Annotated in this window: 16 protein-coding genes and 1 pseudogene; 12 read left to right on the plus strand and 5 right to left on the minus strand. The window is 57.2% G+C overall.

From position 1 onward, the window contains the following. Nucleotides 1-50: 50 nt before the first annotated feature. A complete protein-coding gene (locus PVZ72_RS00680) occupies nucleotides 51-5,861 on the plus strand; it encodes a hypothetical protein (RefSeq protein ID WP_273860953.1) in 5,811 nt (1,936 codons plus the stop codon). Continuing rightward, on the plus strand, nucleotides 5,851-7,713 hold the full coding sequence (locus PVZ72_RS00685; protein ID WP_273860954.1) for a hypothetical protein: 1,863 nt from the start codon (nucleotides 5,851-5,853) through the stop codon (nucleotides 7,711-7,713). The genes PVZ72_RS00680 and PVZ72_RS00685 overlap by 11 nt, the downstream gene beginning before the upstream one ends. Before the next feature lie 174 nt (nucleotides 7,714-7,887). Here PVZ72_RS00685 and PVZ72_RS00690 read toward each other — a convergent pair whose 3' ends face one another. Beyond that, the gene (locus PVZ72_RS00690) at nucleotides 7,888-8,577 is read right to left on the minus strand and encodes a uracil-DNA glycosylase family protein (protein ID WP_273860955.1); all 690 of its coding nucleotides are present in this window, start codon (nucleotides 8,575-8,577) and stop codon (nucleotides 7,888-7,890) included. A gap of 141 nt (nucleotides 8,578-8,718) precedes the next feature. Here PVZ72_RS00690 and PVZ72_RS00695 point away from each other — a divergent pair, with 141 nt between their 5' ends. Further along, entirely contained in the window at nucleotides 8,719-9,096 is a 378-nt protein-coding gene (locus tag PVZ72_RS00695; RefSeq protein WP_158890691.1) for a glutaredoxin family protein, read from the plus strand. A gap of 111 nt (nucleotides 9,097-9,207) precedes the next feature. On the opposite strand, the gene PVZ72_RS00700 is transcribed toward PVZ72_RS00695, so the two are convergent. Continuing rightward, nucleotides 9,208-10,305 carry a hybrid-cluster NAD(P)-dependent oxidoreductase gene (locus PVZ72_RS00700; protein ID WP_187980786.1) on the minus strand — a complete coding sequence of 366 codons (1,098 nt, stop codon included), beginning with the start codon at nucleotides 10,303-10,305 and terminating at the stop codon, nucleotides 9,208-9,210. A gap of 328 nt (nucleotides 10,306-10,633) precedes the next feature. Here PVZ72_RS00700 and gbcA point away from each other — a divergent pair, with 328 nt between their 5' ends. From gbcA to PVZ72_RS00725, 6 genes and pseudogenes are all read left to right on the plus strand, one after another. Next, complete coding sequence (gene gbcA, locus PVZ72_RS00705) at nucleotides 10,634-11,926, plus strand: glycine-betaine demethylase subunit GbcA (protein WP_187980785.1); 1,293 nt, start codon at nucleotides 10,634-10,636, stop codon at nucleotides 11,924-11,926. A 176-nt stretch (nucleotides 11,927-12,102) separates the two neighbouring features. Continuing rightward, nucleotides 12,103-12,642: pseudogene (locus PVZ72_RS24105) on the plus strand (MCP four helix bundle domain-containing protein); the annotation flags it as partial. 30 nt (nucleotides 12,643-12,672) lie between these two features. Next, nucleotides 12,673-13,728 carry a methyl-accepting chemotaxis protein gene (locus PVZ72_RS24110; RefSeq protein WP_423815038.1) on the plus strand — a complete coding sequence of 352 codons (1,056 nt, stop codon included), beginning with the start codon at nucleotides 12,673-12,675 and terminating at the stop codon, nucleotides 13,726-13,728. Nucleotides 13,729-13,870: 142 nt separating this feature from the next. Further along, nucleotides 13,871-15,496, plus strand: a complete 1,626-nt coding sequence (locus tag PVZ72_RS00715; protein WP_187980783.1) for a methyl-accepting chemotaxis protein — start codon at nucleotides 13,871-13,873, stop codon at nucleotides 15,494-15,496. A gap of 97 nt (nucleotides 15,497-15,593) precedes the next feature. Further along, nucleotides 15,594-16,226 (plus strand): HAD hydrolase-like protein, encoded by a 633-nt coding sequence (locus tag PVZ72_RS00720; RefSeq protein WP_273860957.1) that lies wholly within the window; start codon nucleotides 15,594-15,596, stop codon nucleotides 16,224-16,226. A gap of 10 nt (nucleotides 16,227-16,236) precedes the next feature. Then, complete coding sequence (locus PVZ72_RS00725; protein WP_273860958.1) at nucleotides 16,237-16,647, plus strand: DUF2141 domain-containing protein; 411 nt, start codon at nucleotides 16,237-16,239, stop codon at nucleotides 16,645-16,647. Nucleotides 16,648-17,379: 732 nt separating this feature from the next. Here PVZ72_RS00725 and trpA read toward each other — a convergent pair. Next, entirely contained in the window at nucleotides 17,380-18,186 is an 807-nt protein-coding gene (trpA, locus tag PVZ72_RS00730) for a tryptophan synthase subunit alpha (protein WP_133860258.1), read from the minus strand. Next, on the minus strand, nucleotides 18,183-19,391 hold the full coding sequence (trpB, locus tag PVZ72_RS00735) for a tryptophan synthase subunit beta (RefSeq protein WP_133860257.1): 1,209 nt from the start codon (nucleotides 19,389-19,391) through the stop codon (nucleotides 18,183-18,185). Before trpB ends, trpA begins: the two co-directional genes overlap by 4 nt. Nucleotides 19,392-19,483: 92 nt before the next feature. On the opposite strand from trpB, the gene PVZ72_RS00740 reads away from it, so the two are divergent. Beyond that, the gene (locus tag PVZ72_RS00740) at nucleotides 19,484-20,380 is read left to right on the plus strand and encodes a LysR family transcriptional regulator (RefSeq protein ID WP_187980781.1); all 897 of its coding nucleotides are present in this window, start codon (nucleotides 19,484-19,486) and stop codon (nucleotides 20,378-20,380) included. A 39-nt stretch (nucleotides 20,381-20,419) separates the two neighbouring features. On the opposite strand, the gene PVZ72_RS00745 is transcribed toward PVZ72_RS00740, so the two are convergent. Next, nucleotides 20,420-20,743, minus strand: a complete 324-nt coding sequence (locus tag PVZ72_RS00745) for a DUF883 family protein (RefSeq protein ID WP_273860959.1) — start codon at nucleotides 20,741-20,743, stop codon at nucleotides 20,420-20,422. Nucleotides 20,744-20,961: 218 nt separating this feature from the next. Here PVZ72_RS00745 and PVZ72_RS00750 point away from each other — a divergent pair, with 218 nt between their 5' ends. Beyond that, entirely contained in the window at nucleotides 20,962-21,177 is a 216-nt protein-coding gene (locus PVZ72_RS00750; RefSeq protein ID WP_017641514.1) for a dodecin, read from the plus strand. Between the two features lie 43 nt (nucleotides 21,178-21,220). Beyond that, complete coding sequence (locus tag PVZ72_RS00755; RefSeq protein WP_273860960.1) at nucleotides 21,221-21,448, plus strand: DUF1161 domain-containing protein; 228 nt, start codon at nucleotides 21,221-21,223, stop codon at nucleotides 21,446-21,448. Nucleotides 21,449-21,516: the final 68 nt, after the last annotated feature.

A 21,516-nucleotide genomic window follows, 5' to 3' on the forward strand; every position in this document is an offset into this window, starting at 1 on the left:
CAGCATACAAAATAAAATTATCAAACCTACCTGTTATCCAGGGGCTTCAGATGTCTATTGAAAACCCACGCGCCACATATGTTGCTGAACTTCCTCGTGCTCTCGAAAGCCACTCCGGGCACATTGATCAAGTGCTGCTGAGCCAAATTCTTGGTGTCATACCCAGAAGTGGAAAAACCATTAGAGCTGTTATTAACAACTTAAGCTCAACACCTTTGAGTTCCAAAGCCAATGCAATGGAGCGCATGGCCTTATTAATTGCGGATAAACGCTTTTTGACAAAATGGGAAAACTTTCCAAAAGGTTCATTTCCACCATTCACATATTGTCTTAAAATCTTCTTGAAGCTGAAAGACCCTGATTTCTGCATAGACTCAGAGAAGCTTAAGAATTTTTTCGAAACCCGCAATGGGAAAAAGAAGTACCCGATTTTAGAGAAAATAGACCTTCTCATTGAAGTAGTACGCGAATCATCAGCAGACCGGCGAGTGGCCGCATTGTTTCTATGGGCGCTCAAAGATGGGTGCATAAGTGGATATGCAGAAGATCCAAGTGAAGACTGTTTATACCAATTTTGGCCAAGACTGAACGAAGCTTTACAGTGTAGTGGTGAGTTAGAGCTACTCAGACTGGTTCAGACCCCTAACTGGCATGTAGACTCTAAACCAGCCGCCAATCCAATTGTCAAACCGGCAATTGAATTGAAATCGCACACAAAAAAAGCACAAGACGTAAGCCCACCACAGAAAACTATTTTTTTTGGAGAGTTTACCAACCTGTTGAAGAAAGTCGAGACTGATATTGGCCGATATGAGGCTATCAGTAAACTACTGCTTAATAAGGTCGGGCTACTTCATAAAGATAAAGATCCCATAATAAGCCTTGAAGCAATTTCCGATATTGTGAATGATGCGCGTAGCGCCTTTAGCGACGCAATAATCCAGGCAGAAACCCTCGAAAGCTATCTGAATTCGGCAGTCTCCGATCGATTGAACGTACTGGGTGCGAAACCTCTATTTACTATAAAAACCGAAGCGAGTCTTATAGAACTCAATCGATGGATCAAAGAAGCCACCGATTGGGGACAGAAGGTCGATGCTTTACTTCCCCGCCTGGACAACATAATAATTAATAAACGACCGAGTGAGTCACATCAACGGCTGTATGAATCCCAAAACATAGCCCACTTTAGCGAAGTTGATAGTTTTTGCGACAATCTTCAAAAACTTCAAAATATAGTTCACAAGGGGGAGGAAGCTCTTCAACTTGTCAACAAGCGAGTGCGTGAAAACTTATCTGATTTACGTTGGAGCGCGTTCGGCGACAAATCAATAACCAGTAACTCTTGGGTTTCGATCGGCCGACTGCTTATTCAGCGCGAAGAGCTTAGCGTAAAACTTGCACTAATAGTCCACAACTATTTTAACGAACTTAATTTAGAGTTTTCTGAACTCCTCAAGAAAAAGGTCGCACGTAGCGACAAAGAGGAAATGATAAAGCTCCTAGATATAATGTCTTGGCTATCACTTGGCCAGATAGAACAAATATTCGAAAAGCAACATGAACTGAAAGTACTATTAGCTGTAGTCGAGCTAGACGCGTATTTTAAATCTTTAGATCTGGGAGTCGATGGCTTCGCATGCTGGAGCTCAAGTCCATTAAGGGATGTCATCTCTAGCCAAAGTAATAACTTATGCGAGATGTTTTTCCGGCAAGTATACGAAGCCTCTGTGGGTTTGGGTTTCCATACTGCGACTCCTGATCAGATTCTATTGCTCGCAGCTACAGCGCGAGTACAAAGCGCACATATCAAAAATCGAACCGCATCAAATGAAGCGTTAGTATCTAATTTAACAGAAATATTATCATTCAGACGAAAGGGAGGTAAAACCACATATGCTCACATATGGCGAGAAGCATATGACGACACCTTTAGTCACCTAGCCAAGTCCCTAGAGAGAGGTGGTATCGTCGCTTTTCTTGAGCATTATAATTCGTGGATGGCTGGATTTGATATTGAGGAATACCTCGATAAATGGAAATCAGAGATTCCAGAGCATCTAAAGAAAAACTCCGAATACAACAAGTTTATTCGGAACCAAATTGGCTTGAAGACGAATGAAATCGAAGCCTGGATTAAACTTTATAAAGCAAGTAGCGACCAGAGCCCTGATTTTGCTGACGGTGACGCCGTCAAAAAGTTTAAAAGAACGCTAGGCGAATTGCTGAGAGGGCAGGATTCTGAATCGAGAACAATCCAAGCGTGGCTTGAAGCTGCGACTAGGCCACGAAGCAAACAAAATAATAATTATGTTATGTATCAGCGGAGTCAGGAGCCGTGTAACACACTAGCGATAATTCTGCCCAAAAACGACCCATTATTACCCCGCGTTTTTACGCATCGTATGGATGGGCAGCCCATCTATGACGATCTGTTTACCGACACCCTAATTTATGATTTCGGTTTTAACAGACCTGTAGAGCTTGCTGAACTTTATGAGTCCAAAGATCTGCTAGAGGCATATGCTTCATTGGCGAATGAACTCAACGAAGAGTTGCCTCCGGCGTTGGATCGAAAAATTGAAAAAAAGGTAGAGGATCTAGAAAGTCGACAAGGGAGCAGGTTACTAAACTTATCGAAATTGTATGACAACTTGGGGGAGACGGAAAGCGCCGGCATAATAGCCAAACTGCAAGAGCACCTTGACAATCATGAATGGAGCATCTTTGAAAAGGAGTTTTCCGAAGCCGAACAATACATTCTTGAACTTGAATATGAGAAAGAGCTGGCTAATCGCCGAAATCTCATCATTAAAAAGATTATATCTCTAGGCGGAGCATTAGAGCGCGATGATCTAGATGAGCAGTCGCTTACTGATATCCTTCAAGCTTTGGAGGCGGAGTACCTTCCACGCCGCGCTCATATCCAGATACTAAACAAGATTCAATCTATATCTATCGCGGATAAAGAGTTAGCCAGCGCGGTAGACTCATGCATACAAACTTTAGAACAAGCGTTTCCATTACCCTCCGCTGACGCTTCGGAAACTGCTGCATTTTATCTCAATCAAGCTATTACTCCTCTCGCCAAGGAAATTGCAAGAAGCCATACTCTATTACCATCATATGCGAGGCAATTAAATTTTCTCGCCCTTTCTCTAATATATAATATTGAAAAAGCTGAGGATCTCTTTTCAGAAAACTCACTACTCCTATCGTTATTGGTAGAGACAGATGAAATCTGGCAACAGATTTCCGAAAGAGGTAAGGAAGGTGTAGATTCAATACTGGCCGAGTTTACTAGACGCGGCCTATCGATCACTGCCCAAACTCCAGCTCCCACTGTCGATATTGCAGTGCGCGCAGAGGTTGCTAATGCTGCGAGCGTGACACCCAGTAGGGACATTCGCTCGATACTGATTGACATGTCAAGGAAAGCTGAAATTGGCGCTGAGGTCATTGGCCCTAGCTCAGACATGCCATCTCTGATCAAATCACGAAATTGGAGTAGGACCGCAAATCTAGCGCTGAGAGATCTAACGCGATCTAGCTACACCTCAGCGGAAGCTGTCGAGACGTGGGCAATAGCAGCGTTACTTAATGACAGTACCGCCTTTGAAATCCCTCAGTACGCAGCTGTTATGAGTCTTTTCCGGAAAGACAGCGAACTACCAATAGTCAAATACATACTAACCGATAAGACCTCAAAGTCTCCTCTAACACAGCTCTCACTTAGCTTTATCCAGCATTTCGCATGCGTCTTAACTCCAGACGCGGCCATCGCTCCAGTTTATGAAAGCCTTCAAAAAATCGTTCTTCTCATAGATGTAGCACGTAAGTTTGAAAGAGAGTTCTCGGAAGTCTTTAGCGCAGAGAGCGGCTTTGAATCATTAGCGACAAGAGCGCTGTGGGAGTCATTCACCGGTGACTCTAAGCAAGCGGAGGCACGATCAATATTTATGTACTTGGCTTGGATGCTTCACGCACCGAAGACCCTAGCAAATTGCCTGGTCTCTCAGCCAATAAATATTGAACAACGTAAGGCGGAAGCGCTTGCAAATGCAGCAGATGTTGCATTAAAAAATGGAATTCCCGATCTTATTCAAGGTTTTCTAGACTTAAAGCAAAGCATACCGTCAAAGCCATTCCAACTCTTTGTTGAAATGATTCAGAAACAGTCAGTGGGTCAATCTGATTTGCCGGCTATATTATCAGTGAGCTCCGGCCTGCAAAGAAGAAGTGATGGACAGTTATTCGCCGTTATTCGCCTATCGCCAAGGAAATCGGATAGTCCGGACCGACTAGTAATTACTCTGCCGCCGACAGCTCCAATCCGCTTTCCTGGAGCTTTGACCACCCTAACTTATGATGGACCATTCCTGTCTGAAATATCTATCGCTCAGGAATTCCTATTACTTGACGAGCGCGCTGAAATATTTTCAGTCGAGATACAGTGTGTTGCGACTTCCCTCAAAGGAATCAAATCAAAGTTTGATCAGCGTTTGGACTTTACAATTGATGGGAGTGAAAAGTTTAACCCGCTAACCTCTGATGAGATAGAAGAAGCATTTGATTATTTTCCTGCACAACAAATGCGTGGACCTCGCTATGTTCCTCGTGTTGCTGATGAGCGCAAGATAGAGAAAGCTTTATTTAGTAGTAAAACTGTGCGTAGCCTATGGATATCAAGTCCGCGACGTTCCGGTAAAACTACCATGTTGTTCCGGATTCTTGATGAGTTCTCCCATAAGGCTAATCGTGACAGTTTAGTGGTATACCTGACTTTAGATGAGTCGATTTCCGACATTACAATGTTTAACAAGTGGGTTTGGAAGCGCATTCGCACTTTGAATCCAAATAAGGAACTGAGGGAGCTGTATCCCGACTTTGAGTTGATTGGGCGAGATTTGCCCTACGACTCGGATGCGGGGACTTTTCTGTGTTATATCTCTGACCGACTACTGAACGGACACTCAGAGGCATCTCGCATAATTTTCCTTATCGATGAGATAGATCGATTCGCCTCGATGTATTTCGATAGCGACGACAAAAAGAAAGTGGCGACTGATATTTTGTGGCAAATCAGGCTTGCTATCTCTGACAGGCGGGATATAGGAGTCGTTTTTGCCGGATCTTCCGCAGCGAAACAGGTGTTTATATCAAACGCTGAATCGCCATTTTATAACAGTATTGATCACATGGAGTTGACTCCTTTCTCGTGTAAAACAGATCTTTTAGAGGCTCACTCTAGACAGATTGTTGAGCCCACAAGGATAAAGTCCCGTCATGTGATGCCGAAGGAGGCTTTAGAACATTTAATTTGGATATGTGCGGGCATCCCCTATTATATGAAATTGGTTGCAGGCGCTACCTTCGCAGTTGCCAAGCAGTCACATATTTTGAAAGGTGATATTAATGACGGTCTGCGCGCACTTCTGGCCCGTGAAACAGGAATACCTAAGCTAGACGATATGGGAGGTGAACCTGGCTCTGATGATCTAAGAACGACCATTACTCTTCAACGTAGTTTCGAAGGGATTGTTGCGCAAGCGGTACTATATGCGTTCGCGGAGATCCATAGCCCCGTTAGTGGCCATAGAACATATCGAGGCAAGCTAGCGTCTAAAGAAAGCAAACTTGTCTATAAGTATTTCCTCGCCAAACCTATCATCGAACGAGGAATTGACATTTGTATTGGTTTAGGTCTAATTCGGTTGATAGAAAATGATAGTGCCCCAGAGATGGACTTCGTAATTCCTATCTTGGGAGAAACTCTTAGAAAGTCTTCTGGTAGATTTTGGGCGACTATAGACCACGAACTGTCCAACCATGCTATCGAGGAAGCGCAGAATGAAAATTAATTCGCAAAAGCTCCTTGCTGAAGAGATAATACGATCATGGTTGAAGCCGACTAGTAACTATGTAGTAATCGCACCACCCATGAGCGGCAGCAATCACTTCTTTGCAGAATTAACATCGCCTCCAAATATTCATCGAATAGTCAGCAAGAGCGCTGATTTAATTGCAATAGCCAAACTCGATAATCGCGATTTTCACAACGACTTGCTGTTCGCTAAACGGGTGGCTGTTAAATGGGGCGTCCTTCAATCAGTGAACGACAGTACTTTCGACGACCCCCTTGAAGTGATGAATTTTGCGGTTGCTCGACTTGTAGAGGCAGGAAAAATCCCTGTAATAATTATTCAAAGATTCCACGAAGCCTTAAAGAAACTTGGAGAAGAAATAGGTATACATCTACGCAATTTAGAGCACGAATACAATCTTAAGACTGTTGTTGAATTGCCTGTTTCGCTTGACGTATTACGGCAGCGGTGGGACGCCATTGAAAAGGAGAAAGCTCCATTTCTGCAATCCGACTGGGGCCAAGGACATAGCCATAAACTCCTAAAAGGCTACTCTCTAGCTGAGTTGAAAGAAAAATCTGTAACTAATAAATTAAGTCAGGGTATCGCGGATGAACTCTTCAGCGCGACAGCTGGAATGGTGGAGCTGGTAGATCGGCTGTTACCAGATCTAGAAGGAAAAAACACTAACGGCGCCGCAAGGTATATTCAAAGCCGCTCGCTCGAACTTTGCGAGCGGTTAGTAAGGTGGTTAGATCCTCAAAATCTTTCGCACGTCTATAAGAAATCCGTGGTAAACCTGCTCGATCCTCAACTGTGCGTCGGAAGCGCGATCAACTTAAGACATCATGATTGGGCCGATATAATCTTAGACAAAACCCACAGATTGAATTGCAAAATGCTGGCTTGGGCTTCGGTGTTTGTCCTAGCGAGACAGTCGGAGCCGAGCTTTATACAAGGACTTCGTTTATTAATAGATACGAAAAAGTACGACCAAGCTGCACCAGTACTCGAGATTTTAATAGAAACGGATGAGCGTAGCTCCCATAAGTGGGAAGCAGTAAAGCTCGTAAATGACTTTTCCTCACTAACTCAGAAACTATTTCTAGAAGGAGTTCATTGGCATCAAGCAAGTCGCATACTTTTCTTACTAGATGCTATCCGGCAGCAGATCGAATCTGAAGCTTTAACACTTGAAAGCGTACTTGCGTGGAGACCTTTAGTTTCGATGCTGAGTGACTTTTCCCGCGAAGTTCAGAACAACAGAGATGCAAGAATAGAAACGTATCTCTGTCAAAATTATACTAGGGAAGAGGTTTTACCTTTTTTCCATCTACTGAAGCTACGCCTACAGTCGACGTCTTTGTTAGACCCATATCTCGCTCTCCAATCCATCGTTACCCAGCCAGAAGCGATTTTGCAAATTTACTCTTACTACGCACTGGGTATTGAATTCTGGAATTTTGAAGGGTTGGCCCCTGAGGAAAAAGAAAAAATTAAGGGTTTTTCGCGAAAATCCATTACAATTAATTGCACATCTAATCCTTTAGGCTTTGTAGAGCTCCTCTACTTAGCTGCCTTTAGGACTAAAGACCTTGATACTTCAAGCCAATTCATCCGCGGTTATGAGGATATTGATAAATTCGAGAAATTTTATGAAGTTCGAAAGGGGCAGGTTCATAGTACAGCTTTTGCTCAAGAAGCCAGAACTCGAGAATATGTCGACTTTTGTCATACTCTAATAGAGCGCGCGTTTGAATGTATCTACCCTGACGTTTCAACCTCCTGGCTTCAAGAGCCTGGATTGATGGTAGGAAAATTAATCAATCATATTTTGCCGAAATCATGACATGTTGAAGTCTTTGAGTCCTGGGCTCATTCATCATTATAATTAGCAAACCCGAAGTCTGGACCGCTGAATTTCTGCCTATGGCAAAATTTAGCTGGCATCCGGAATGTTCTACAGGTGATTGACCCCAGCGATAATAGATACGCCCACGCTCTTGAATGTAGGGACTGTTCTTTACTGGTCGCTACGTAGGGGCCAGTGAAGAAATTTCAGTCTGTTTTCCAACAACCCAGGAAACCTCGTATACCACGTCTGATTCAACGGCGACGGGTGCGGCAGTGGATAGAGCGTCAGCGTCTTGCGCGTGCCCTCCTCCGTTTCCAGGGTGACCTCGATGCTGCTTTCGAAGCGGTCTTCGCTCTTCCAGAAGGCTTCAAGGCGAGCGCGTTCTTCCTTGGATTGGCCGATGCCGAACCAGAGGAAGGCTTCGCGGCCGAGGGTGATGAGCTGAGTGCCATGCCAATGCTCTATCAGCAGGCGGCGCATCAGGGGGTGGAAAGTCTTTTTCACCCGTTCCGACCAGGCTTTGTTGCCGAGCGGCTTGTAGGGCACGGTGTTGGCCCAGAAGAATTGCTGGCTCAGGCTGCGGGTGGCTTCGAAGTCGGTCGGGGGCTGGCCGTACAGGTGTTTGTAGAGGACCTTGCGGGCGATCTGGCCGCCGCTGCCGATGAAGGGTTCGCCGTACTTCACCTCGTCCCGCCCCGGATCGCGACCGAAGAAGCCCAGGGGTGCATCGGGATCGCCCAGACCGATGATGGGGTCCAGCGGGTCCTTGGCGAATTGTTCATAGACCGGAAGATCGACACCTGGAAGATCGGCAGCGAGCTGGCGAAAGGCTTCGCGCTCTGCGGAAGACAGCGGCATGCAACAGGTCTCCATCGAGGAATTAATCCCTCTTGTAGAGCGCTGCGTTGCGGGTGACGTTCCGTAACGACTGGCGGAGCGGCAGCCCTGGGACGATAGGGTAAACTGCCCGGCTCGAACGACCTCTCAAGGTGAATCCCGTTGATCAATCTGCTACGCAACGGCCTCGGCCAGGTGATCGTCGGCCTGGACCTGGTGACCCGGCCGCGCAAGCTCCAGCGCCCTGAGCAGGCCCAGGCGGCCATCGAGGCGGAGCTGGCGAATCTGTCGCTCTATCAGTTCCAGGCCTGTCCCTTCTGCGTGAAGACGCGGCGGGCGCTGCATCGGCTGAACCTGCCGATCCGCCTCAAGGACATCAAGAAGGACCCGCAACTGCGCGCCGAGCTGGAACAGGGCGGTGGTCGGGTGAAGGTGCCTTGCCTGCGGATCGACGAAGGCAGCCAGAGCGTATGGATGTACGAGTCGGACGACATCATCGCCTATCTGGAGCAGCGCTACGGCGAGCGGCAGCCGGCCTAGAGTCTAGCGGGTGAAGGAGTGTGGACAGGGCTGCGCCGTTGTCCACGCTACGGGGCTCAAGCTGGCGCCTTGGTGTGTTGGGCTTCGCTGCGCTCAACCCAACCTACGCCCTCAGAACTCGATCTGCACATCCCCCTGCGGAATGCTGCAGCAGGACAGGATGTAGCCTTCGGCTTCGTCTTCCTCGGTGATGCCGCCGTTGTGGTCCATGACCACCTCGCCGCTCTTCTTGAGCACCTTGCAGGTGCCGCAGATGCCCATGCCGCAGGCCTTGGGAATGTGCAGGCCGAGCTTGGCCGCGGCGCCGTGGATGGTTTCGCCCGGGCCGATGCTGACGCTCTTGTCGCTCTCGGTGAAGGAGATCAGGCACTGGGCTTCCAGGGGAATCGGCGGCAGGTCGGCCGCGGCTTCGGCCTGTTCGGCGGCCTCGACCTTGGCTTCCGGCGGCGTCGCGCCAAAGGATTCCTCGTGGTAGCGGGTCATGTCGAAGTCCAGCTCGCGGAGCATGGCCTTGACGGCATTCATGTAGGGCGTAGGGCCGCAGCAGAAGATCTCGCGTTCACGGAAGTCCGGTGCCATCAGCTCCAGCATGCGGCGGTCGAAGTAGCCGCGGAAACCGGCCCAGGACTCACCGTGCTCGGTGCGCTCGCACACCAGGTTCAGGGCGAAGTTGTCGATCCGCGCGGCCATGTGCTCCAGCTCACCCTGGTAGATGATGTCGCGCGGGGTGCGGGCGCTGTGTACGAAGACCATGTCGACGCTGGCATTGGTGTCGTAGAACCAGCGCGCCATGGACATCACCGGGGTGATGCCGACGCCGCCGGAGAGGTAGAGCACCTTGTCGGCGGGATAGTCGATGGCGTTGAACAGCCCGACCGGACCGTGCACCGCAAGGTTGTCGCCGACCTTGAGGTTGTCATGCAGCCAGTTGGACACCTGGCCACCCGGCACGCGCTTGACGGTGATGGAGAAGCTGTAGGGCACCGAGGGCGAGCTCGAGATGGTGTAGGAGCGCATCACCTGGCGGCCGTCGATCTCCAGTTCCAGGGTCACGAACTGGCCCGGCTTGAAAAAATACATCAGCGGGATTTCGGCGGTGAAGCAGAAGGTGCGTACGTCCCAGGTTTCCTGGATGACCTTGACGCAGCGCACGGGGTGGCGGCCATTGGTCCAGGTCTGGGTGGTTACGGGATTGAGGAAGGTATTCATGACGCACCTCGACTGCCACTGGGGCTATTGGCGGCGATTCTGGGAGGGCCCCACGACCGCCACTTTCCCAATCGCGACATCCACATGTCGATGGCGACCGGCCCAGCAGTGGCAAGGGCTGGGGCGTCGTGAACAGCGTCGGCCATGTCGCCCATGAGCAAGGCCCTCTCCCGGCTCCGGCCCCACACTCCGCCCCAAGCCGAACCTGAATAGCGCGCGACGGGCGAAACCTAGGGTCATTCGGCGGCCCTGCCCCGTCGGCCAATAGCCTTGCAGTACCGTGACCAACCACTTTCGCCACCCGCCGCGGTGGCCACGAGGATGTACGATGGACGTCAGCACCTTGAGTTTGGGCGACCCTCTCGATCCGGCCCGCAAGGCCACGGCCGAGATGCTGCGCACCCGCGAGCGCACCTACTCCCTGCCCCAGCCGTTCTACAACGACGAGCGCCTGTTCCAGATCGACATGCAGGAGATCTTCGGCAAGGAATGGCTGATCGCCGGCATGACCTGCGAGATCCCCACCAAGGGCAACTTCATCACCCTGCAGCTGGGTGACAATCCCATCCTGGTGGTCCGCGGGGCCGAGGGCAAGGTGCATGCCTTCCACAACGTCTGCCGCCACCGGGGTTCGCGCCTCTGCGTCAGCGACAAGGGCAAGGTCGCCAAGCTGGTCTGCCCCTATCACCAGTGGACCTACGAGCTGGACGGCCGCCTGCTGTTCGCCGGCAGCGAGATGGGCGCCGACTTCAACATGGCCGACTTCAACCTCAAGCCGATCCACGTCAAGACCGCCGGCGGCTACATCTTCATCTCCCTGGCCGATGAGCCACCGGCCATAGACGACTTCCTGCGTACGCTCGAGCACTACATGGAGCCGTACGACATGGAGAATGCCAAGGTCGCGGTGCGCACCGACCTGGTCGAGCAGGCCAACTGGAAGCTGGTGCTGGAAAACAACCGCGAGTGCTACCACTGCAGCGGCTCCCATCCCGAGTTGCTGAATACCCTGCTGGAGTGGGACGACGTCACCGATCCGCGCGCCTCCCAGGCGTTCAAGGATCAGGTCGCCGCCTGCACCAGTCGCTGGGACGCCGACAACATCCCCTACGCCCATGCCAGCTTCGGCCTGCGCAACCGCATCGTGCGCATGCCGCTGCTCGCCGGCACCGTGTCCATGACCATGGACGGCAAGCCCGGCTGCAAGAAACTCATGGGGCGCATCAAGGACCCGGACCTGGGCTCCATGCGCATCCTGCACCTGCCGCACTCCTGGAACCACTGCATGGGCGATCACATGATCGTCTTCACCGTCTGGCCGCTGGGTCCGACCGAGACCGTGGTGACCACCAAGTGGCTGGTGCACAAGGATGCCGTGGAGGGCGTCGACTACGATCCGGTCAACCTGCGCAAGGTCTGGGATGCCACCAACGACCAGGATCGCCGGCTGGCCGAGGAGAACCAGCGCGGCATCAATTCCAAGGCCTATCAGCCGGGTCCCTATTCAAAGACTTACGAATTCGGCGTGATCAACTTCATCGACTGGTACAGCGAGCGGCTGCTCAACAACCTCGGAGAAGAAGCACCGGCGGCGCACCTGCGTCAGGTCAGCGGCGACTGACGAGTCGCTGAGAAGATCCTTCCGTGGAGCCGCAAGGGCTCCACGGAAGTCTGCAAATGTCCGACCTTTCCTGTAGTGCGAGCTTTTGCCGCACCCGTCCTAGAGCCTTTTCGCCAAATCATCACCTAAAGTTGTGACCCTGTTCGCATTCCGAACCCTCCTCCCAGCAGGCCGTCATGACTCTTCGATCCTTGTCCATCGCTACCCGCAACCTGCTGTGCTTTGGCATCCTGGCGGTCCTCGTCGCGGCGCTCGGACTCTTCGGCTGGTATCAGCTGTCCGAGATCCGTCAATTGGGTCATCAGGTGGAGCAGCGCTACATCCCGACCCTGATCGCGGCCGACAATCTGAGTCTGCTGGTGGCCCGTACGCGCATCGAGACCCTGCGTCTGCTGGCCATGCCCGATGCCCAGACCCTGGCCAGCACCCGCCAGAAGCTGGACGGCCTGAGCACCGAGGTCCAGGCCATCTTCGGCCGCTATCAGCACGAACTGCTGTCGACGAAGAGCCGCTCCGCGCTGGACGAATTGCGCCAGGTGCAGCAGAGCTACATGCAGGGCGTGCAGCAAATCGCCGATCTGGCCGGTGCGGGTCAGCTCGACCAGGCGCGCCAGGTGGTGCGGCAGAGCATGGGTCCGCTGGGTACGCGGATGAACGCCTGCATAGAGACGCTCCGTCAGGCCGTCGAGCAGGACATTCACGCCGCCAGCGCGGATGCCGATGAAGCCTATGCGCGCTCCAACAACGTGACCTGGCTGGCCATCCTGGTGACCCTCACCCTCACCGGCCTGCTGGCCTGGCGCCTGACGCGCAGCGTGGCCAACCCCATTGCCCAGGCGGTAGCGGCGGCCCGCACCATCGCGACGGGAGATCTGACCCAGGCGCTGGACAGCCGTGGCCACGACGAGGCGGCTCAGCTGCTGCAGGCCATGCAGCAGATGCAGGGCCAGTTGCGCGAGACCCTGGGGCATATCGGCGACTCGGCCAGCCAGCTGGCTTCCGCCGCCGAGGAGATGACCTCGGTCATGCAGGAAAGCGCCACCGGCCTGCAACAGCAGAACAACGAGATCGAATCGGCGGCGACGGCCGTCACCGAAATGAGCCAGGCGATCGAGGAGGTCGCCGGCAACGCCTCCTCCACCTCCAATGATTCGCGCCAGGCTGCCGATACCGCCGTTCAGGGGCAGCGTCAGCTGGGCGATACCCTCACCGCCATCGAGGCCCTCACCGAGCAGGTCCTCGGTGCCAGCGCCCGGGCTCGCGAGCTGGAAACCCAGACGCGTGACATCAGCCAAGTGCTGGACGTGATCCGCTCGGTCGCCGAACAGACCAACCTGCTGGCACTGAACGCCGCCATCGAAGCGGCGCGCGCGGGCGAGGCCGGTCGCGGCTTCGCCGTGGTGGCCGACGAGGTGCGCGCCCTGGCCCATCGCACCGGTGAGTCCACCCGCGAGATCGAGGGCATGATCGGCAACATCCAGCAGGGTACCGGCCAGACCGTCGATGCCTTGCTGACCAGCGCCGACCAGGCGCGCCAGACACGCGAGCAGGCGCAATCCGCCAATGCCGCCCTCGCCGTCATCGCCCAGTCGGTCGCGGGCATCGACGAGCGCAATCTGGTGATCGCCAGCGCTGCCGAAGAACAGGCCCAGGTGGCGCGCGAAGTCGACCGCAACCTGGTACGCATCCGCGACGTGTCGGTGCAGACCGCGGCGGGTGCCGAGCAGACCCGCGCCTCCAGCCAGCAACTGGCGGCGCTGGCCGCGACCCTCAGCGGCCAGGTGCGGCGCTTCCAGTTCTAGCCGTGATCGAGGACGGCGACTGGCCAGCCCTGCTCGCCCGTCGCCGTCCTCTGCGCGAAGATCAGATTTAAGACGAATGACCATCAAGTCACGGCGGCCCTAGCCGTTAAAGGGAGCCTCATTCTTCACCGGGGCTGCCGCCGTGACCTTTCGTTCCTTCTCCCTCGCCATTCGCAGTGTGTTGTGTTTCGGCCTGCTGGCCATCCTCGTCGCCAGTCTGGGCCTGTTCGGCCTGCTGCAACTGTCGCAGATCCGGGCCCAGGGTCAGGTGATCGAGACCAACAACGTGCCTAGCATCGTCGAAGCCGACAACCTTGCCCTGCAACTGGCCCGCACCCGGGTCGAGGTGCTGCGCCTGCTGGCCATTCCGGACGCCGCCACCGTCGCCAACACGCGCAAGAAGATCGACAGCATCAATGCCGACATCGGCGCGGGTTTCAGTCGCTATGAAAAACTCGTCAGCAGCGATCGCGAGCGCCAGGCCTTCGATGCCCTGCGCCAGATCCATGGCGACTATGTCCGCTACACCGCGCAACTGGCCGACCTCATCGGCGCCGGCAAGCTCGACGAGGCCCGCAGCCTGATCCAGACCAGCATGGCCCAGCTCGGCGTGCAGATGAACGAGCGCACCGAAGCCCTGCGCAAGATCAACCAGGAAGACATCAAGGCGGCCTCCCAGCACTCCGGCGACACCTATGCCCAGGCCACCTCCATTACCTGGATGGTCATCGCCCTGGCCCTGGGTCTGACCGTGCTGCTGGCCTGGCGCCTGACCCTGAGCATGACCCGACCCATCGCCGAGGCCGTGGCCGCCGCCCGGACCATCGCCAGCGGCGACTTGACCCAGACCCTGGACACCCGCGGTCACGACGAAGCCGCCCAGCTGCTGCAGGCCATGCAGCAGATGCAGACCAATCTGCGCGACACCCTGGGGCACCTGGGCCATTCCGCTACCCAGCTGGCCTCCGCCGCCGAGGAAATGACCGCGGTCATGCAGGAGAGCGCCCACGGCCTGCAACAGCAGAACAGCGAGATCGAGATGGCGGCCACCGCCGTCACCGAGATGAGTCAGGCGGTGGATGAAGTGGCCGGCAACGCCACCTCCACCTCGTCCGAATCGCGCCAGGCCGCCGATACCGCGCGCCAGGGCCAGCGGCAGCTGGGCGATACCCTGGGCGCCATCGAGGTGCTGACCGAGAACGTGCTGGGTGCCAGCGAGCAGGCCCGCCAGCTGGCCGAGCAGACCCGCAACATCAGCCAGGTGCTGGACGTGATCCGCTCGGTCGCCGAACAGACCAACCTGCTGGCGCTCAATGCCGCCATCGAAGCGGCGCGTGCCGGTGATGCCGGTCGCGGCTTCGCCGTGGTCGCCGACGAGGTCCGCGCCCTGGCCCATCGCACCGGCGAATCCACCCGCGAGATCGAAGGCATGATCGGCAGCATCCAGCAGGGTACCGGGCAGACCGTCGATGCCTTGCTGACCAGCGCCGACCAGGCGCGCCAGACCCGCGAGCAGGCGCAGTCGGCCAACGCCGCCCTGGCCGCCATCGCCCAGTCGGTGTCGGGCATCGACGAGCGCAACCTGGTGATCGCCAGCGCCGCCGAAGAGCAGGCCCAGGTGGCCCGCGAGGTGGATCGCAACCTGGTGCGCATCCGCGATCTGTCGGTGCAGACCGCCGCCGGTGCCGAACAGACCCGCGCCGCCAGCCAGCAGCTCTCCGAGCTGGCAGTGGAGCTCAACGGCCAGATCCGCCGCTTCCGCGTGTGACCTGTCCGGCAGGGACACCCCTGCCGGATCCCGTCGCGGTGGCAAAACCGGGAGGCGACCGCTACGCTGGCGCCTTCGCCCACCGCGCCTCTCTCGCATGAGCTATCGCTACGTCATCTTCGACTTCGACGGTACCCTGGCGGACAGCCTGCCCTTTCTGCTGAGCTGCCTGGGCGAGCTGGCGCGAACCCATGGCTTTCGCCAGCCAACCGCCGACGAGTGGCCCCGGCTGCGCACCGCCTCCCTGACCGGTCTGCTCGACAGCCTGGGCATTCCCCTCTGGCAGGTGCCACGTATCGCCCGGCACTATCGCCGGCTGCTGGCCCAGCGGGGCGATCAGGTCCTGCCCTTCGCCGAGATTCCCGCCACCCTCGACCGCTTGCAGGCCAGCGGCCTGCAGCTGGGCCTGGCGACCTCCAATTCCGCCGCGGCCGTCCACCAGGTACTGCCCCAGGCCGGACGTCTGTTCCCCGCTGGCGAATTCGACATCCCCCTGCTGGGCAAGGCCCGACGCCTGACCCGCCTGCTGCGCCGCCAGGGTGTCGCGCCGGCCGATGCGCTCTATGTGGGCGACGAGCTACGCGACCTCCAGGCCGCGCGCCGCGCCGGTCTGGGCTGCGCGGCCGTGGCCTGGGGCTATGGCTGCCCGGCGACACTGCGCGCGCAGCGCCCCGATCTCTTCTTCGAACAGCCGGCCGAGCTGCTGCGGCTGACGCCCTCTCCCTGCTGAAGGAATGCCCATGAAGTCTCTGTTGCTGGTCGCTGGTCTCTGTCTGAGCGGTCTCTTGCACGCCGCCGAACTGCAGGTGCGGGTCGAGACGGTCGACGCCTCGGGGGGCCAGCTGCTGCTGGCGGTGTTCGACAGCGAAGCGGCCTGGAAGGAGCACAAGACACCGGTGGCCCAGGCCCATCTCGCCGCGCAGGCGGGTGCCCAGGAACAGCGCTTCGACCTGCCGCCCGGGCGTTATGCCGTATCGGTCATCCACGACAGCAACGGTAACAGCCAGCTGGACACCAATTTCATCGGCATGCCCACCGAACAATACGGCTACAGCAACAATCCGCCGCTGCGCATGCGCATGGCCACCTTCGAGGAATGCGCCTTCACGCTGCCCGCCGCAGGCCTGCGCCAGCAGGTGACGCTGCGCTAGGCCACAGTGGTCATGCACAGGCTTCCAAACAGAAAATCAACAGAGTTATCCACAAGGCCTTTAGCGACGATTGCTGAGTCCGGCGCTGAACAGACGTGGATAACTCCTTGGGATGGCAGCAGAAATCCCTTGACTTGGGAATATCCCGAAAAACTGGTCATTATTTGATCGATTCTCTGTAAGCCGCGCCAGCTCTGGCCTCTGGCACTAGACGAACAACCTATCCACAGCCCTATGCAGCTCTATTGTGGGTTGTGGAAAACAGCCGAAAGTGGATTGATCATTTTTTGTACGATCCTCTGCAGGCCTTGCCAGGCATGGCGTACAGGTCAGGTCTCACATCTTTTCCACAGGCACGCACACAGCAGATGTGGGAAAACCCGGAGGCCCGGTCCGCTTTCGGCCGTTCGAGTGACCTAGATCGAATTGGCTATTTATTGAGCAATTTTTCCCGAGCAATCGCCTGATCGGTTGCTGACAACTTGCCCAGGGCTTATCCACAGCCTTTACCTGTCAGGCAATGACGGCAAAGCGATCCGGTGTTCGCAGCCTAACTCGGCGGATCAAGCCGTAACGGATTCGATCAACAGGCCGAGTACCCGTCCAGCCCTTCTGGCACGCGGCTCTTCGTTGAAAGCGAACAGACTGCCCACAGGGTTATGCACAGCTTGCAGGTTGTCCAGGCATAAAAAAAGACCGCCTGAAGCGGTCTTTTGGAGAGCTGGCGAAGGCCTAGCGCGCGGTGCGTACGCTGTCCGACAGCTGCTTGCAGAGGCCAAGCACGCCGTCGATGGCAGCGCCCGAGGACGCAGCCTTGGCGATCTGGTCGACGAACGCCGAGCCCACCACCACACCATCGGCGATGCGGGCGATCACCCGCGCCTGCTCGGGGGTACGGATGCCGAAGCCGACGGCCAGGGGCAGGTCGGTGAAACGGCGCAGGCGCGCCACGGCGGCCTCGACGTGCTCGGTGGTGGCCGAGCCGGCACCGGTCACGCCAGCGACGGACACGTAGTAGACGAAGCCTGAGCTGGTGTTGAGTACGCGCGGCAGGCGGGCGTCATCAGTGGTCGGAGTGGTCAGGCGGATGAAGTCGATGCCGGCGGCCTGGGCCGGCAGCGCCAGCTCGGCGTCGTGCTCGGGCGGCAGGTCGACCACGATCAGGCCATCCACGCCCGCTTCGGCGGCTTCCGCCAGGAAGCGCTCCACGCCATAACGATGGATGGGATTGTAGTAGCCCATCAGCACCAGCGGCGTCTCGCCTTCCCCGCGGCGGAAGTCGCGCACCATCTCCAGGGTCTTGGCCAGATTCTGGCCCGCCTGCAGGGCCCGCAGGGCAGCGGCCTGGATGGCCGGGCCGTCAGCCATGGGATCGGTGAAGGGCATGCCCAGCTCGATGACGTCGGCACCGGCCGCCGGCAGCCCCTTGAGGATGGCCAGGGCGGTGTCGTAGTCCGGATCGCCGGCGGTGGTGTAGGTGACCAGGGCCGCGCGGCCCTCGGCCTTCAGCGCGGCGAAGCGGGTTTCCAGGCGGCTCATAGCTTGTCTCCCAGGTGACTCATCACGGTCTGCATGTCCTTGTCGCCGCGGCCCGAGAGGCAGATCACCATCAGGTGGTCCTTGGGCAGGTGTGGCGCGCGCTTGTAGGCCTCGGCCAGGGCGTGAGCCGTTTCCAGCGCCGGGATGATGCCTTCCAGACGGCAGGTCTGGTGGAAGGCCTTGAGCGCCTCGTCGTCGTTGATCGGTACGTATTCCACGCGCTTCACGTCATGCAGGTGGGCGTGCTCCGGGCCGATGCCGGGATAGTCCAGGCCGGCGGAAATGGAGTGGGCGTCGATGATCTGGCCATCGTCGTCCTGCAGCAGGAAGGTACGGTTACCGTGCAGCACCCCGGGTACCCCGCCGTTGAGGCTGGAGGCATGCTTGTCGGTGTCGACGCCGTGGCCGCCGGCCTCGACGCCGATGATGGCGACGTCCTGGTCATCGAGAAATTCGTGGAACAGGCCCATGGCATTGGAGCCACCGCCGACGCAGGCGATCAGGCTGTCGGGCAGGCGTCCTTCCTTCTCCAGGATCTGCGCGCGGGTCTCGCGACCGATCACTGCCTGGAAATCGCGGACCATGGCCGGATAGGGGTGCGGACCGGCCACTGTGCCGATCAGGTAGAAGGTGTCGGCGACGTTGGTCACCCAGTCGCGCAGGGCCTCGTTCATGGCGTCCTTGAGGGTGCCGGTACCGGACGTGACTGGAATCACCTCGGCGCCCAGCAGCTTCATGCGGAAGACGTTGGCCTGCTGGCGATCGATGTCGGTGCTGCCCATGTAGATGACGCAGGGCAGGCCGAAGCGCGCGGCGACGGTAGCGGTGGCCACGCCGTGCATGCCGGCACCGGTCTCGGCGATGATGCGGGTCTTGCCCATGCGCTTGGCCAGCAGGATCTGGCCAATGCAGTTGTTGATCTTGTGCGCGCCGGTGTGGTTCAGCTCTTCGCGCTTGAGATAGATCTTGGCGCCGCCGAAGTGCTCGGTCAGGCGCTCGGCGAAGTACAGCGGATTGGGCCGACCGACGTAGTCGCGCTGGAAGTAGGCCAGCTGCTCGAGAAACGCCGGATCCTCCATGGCGGTCTCGTATTCGCGCTGCAGATCGAGGATCAGCGGCATCAGGGTTTCGGCGACATAGCGACCACCGAACTGGCCGAACATGCCTTGAGCGTCGGGGCCCTGGCGATAAGCAAACTGGGTCATGGGATTCTCCTGCAAAGATGGATCTACCTTACCTGCTTGAGTGCCGCTGATAAATCGATAAGATCGCGATGACCCGTCAGGAAATCTCACAGATGAGCGATCCCCGCGACCTGCCCCCGCTGAATGCCCTGCGCGCCTTCGAGGCCACCGCCCGTCTGGGTGGCATGAGCCGCGCCGGCGACGAACTGCACGTGACCCATGGCGCCGTGAGTCGCCAGATCCGTGCCCTGGAGGAACAGCTGGGAGTGGCGCTGTTTCGCCGCGAAGGCCGGGGGCTGGCGCTGACCGAGGCGGGGCTGCGCTTGCGTGAGGTGAGTAGCGAGGTCTTCGAGCGCTTGCGTGAGGTGAGCGCCGAACTCAAGGCCGGCAATCGCCGGGGGCCGTTCGTGCTGGGCTGCCCAGGCAGCCTGGTGGCGCGCTGGTTCATTCCACGGCTGGATCGCCTCAATCGCGACCTGCCGGAGCTACACCTGCACCTCTCGACCCGTACCGACGACACCCCGCTGGCCGCCGCCGGCCTGGACGCCAGCCTGCTGTTCACCGAGACGGCGCCGCCACAGGACGTCCTGCCCTATCACCTCGCGCCCGAGCGCATCGGGCCGGTGCTGAGTCCCTACTGCCCGGCCTATCTGCGGCTCAGGGAAGGCGACCTGCAGGCCTTGCTGGCCGAACGTCTGCTGCACACCCTGTCACGGCCCCAGGCCTGGCCACAGTGGTTTGCCACCCAGGGCCTGGAGGCGCCGGTGCTGGATTACGGGCAGGGCTTCGAGCACCTCTATTACCTGCTGGAGGCGGCGCTGTCGGGATTGGGCGTGGCGATCGCGCCGGAGCCACTGGTGGCGGCGGATCTGAAGGCGGGCAGGCTGGTTGCGCCCTGGGGCTTCGCCGCGACCGGTGCGGAGTTGGCGCTATGGGCGCCGGGTCGGCTGGCGGATGAGCGGGTGGAGCGGTTGGCGGCCTGGCTCAGAACCGAGCTGGCCGAGCGCTAGCGCCCAAGGCATCCCTTGGGATGCCTCGGACTGCCACGATCAGTTGTCGCCGCGCAGCAGTGCCCAGCCGACCAGGACGGTCACACCAGCGGCAATGCCGACGGTGGCCCAGGGATGTTCGCGAGCCACGCCACTGGCGGCGCGACCGTACTGACGGGTCAGACGACGCACGTCGTCATAGACTTCTTCCAGCGAATCGCCCGAATGATGCAGGGCTTCGCGAGCGGTACTCTTGAAGGAATTCAGGCTGCTGCGGGATTCGCGTGCAGCGTTCTTCTTCACCGATGCCAGCGAGTCGAGCAGGCTGTTGATTTCGTTCTCGATGCTGGCGATTGACGCCTGGTAATCGGTGTTACGGGCCATGACAACCTCCTGGGATGGACGGATTCAGGAAATGTGACTACCGAGGCGTTGGAAAGTGCTGCAAAGCGGTGGGCGAGAGCCTGGGCAGTGAACTTATCGGGGCCTTTCGCGGCCTCAAATGTCAGAAGCACCCTTCCCGGCGAGTCGACCGCGACACCGGTCAACGCGTTGCCGGTTATCCGCTGCAGCGCCCGTCATTGCTGACCCAGGAGATTTTCATGTCCGATCATCACACCTACAAGAAGCTGGAAATCGTTGGCTCTTCCACCACCAGTGTCGAGGACGCCATTAATAATGCCCTCGCCGAGACGTCCAAGTCGGTGAAGAACCTGGAATGGTTCGAAGTGGGTGAAATCCGCGGTCACATCCAGGACGCAAAGGTGGCGCACTATCAGGTCACCCTGAAGATCGGCTTCCGTATCGAAGCCAGCTGAGTAGATACTCAAGACCTCCCTCCCTCGCAAAAGGACAGGCAAGATGCGTAGAGTCGTGATTACCCTCGGTTTGTTGGCCCTGAGCAGCGGTGCTTTCGCCGCTGGCACCTCGTGCGACACGGTCAAGGCCGATATCGATGCCAAGCTGCAAGCCAAGCAGGTAGCGCACTACAGTCTCGAGGTGGTGGACAAGGGCAGCGCCAGCGCCTCCGCCAAGGTGGTGGGCAGCTGCGAAGGTGGTAGCAAGGAAATCGTCTACCAGCGTCGCTAGGTCGCTGACGGCAAGGCGCCGCTCAGAGACGGCACCCTGGCTCTCGAAGAAACGCCCACGGTCGCCAG

The organism is Pseudomonas sp. LA5 (assembly GCF_028640825.1).
Taxonomy (GTDB): Bacteria; Pseudomonadota; Gammaproteobacteria; order Pseudomonadales; family Pseudomonadaceae; genus Chryseomonas; species Chryseomonas aestiva.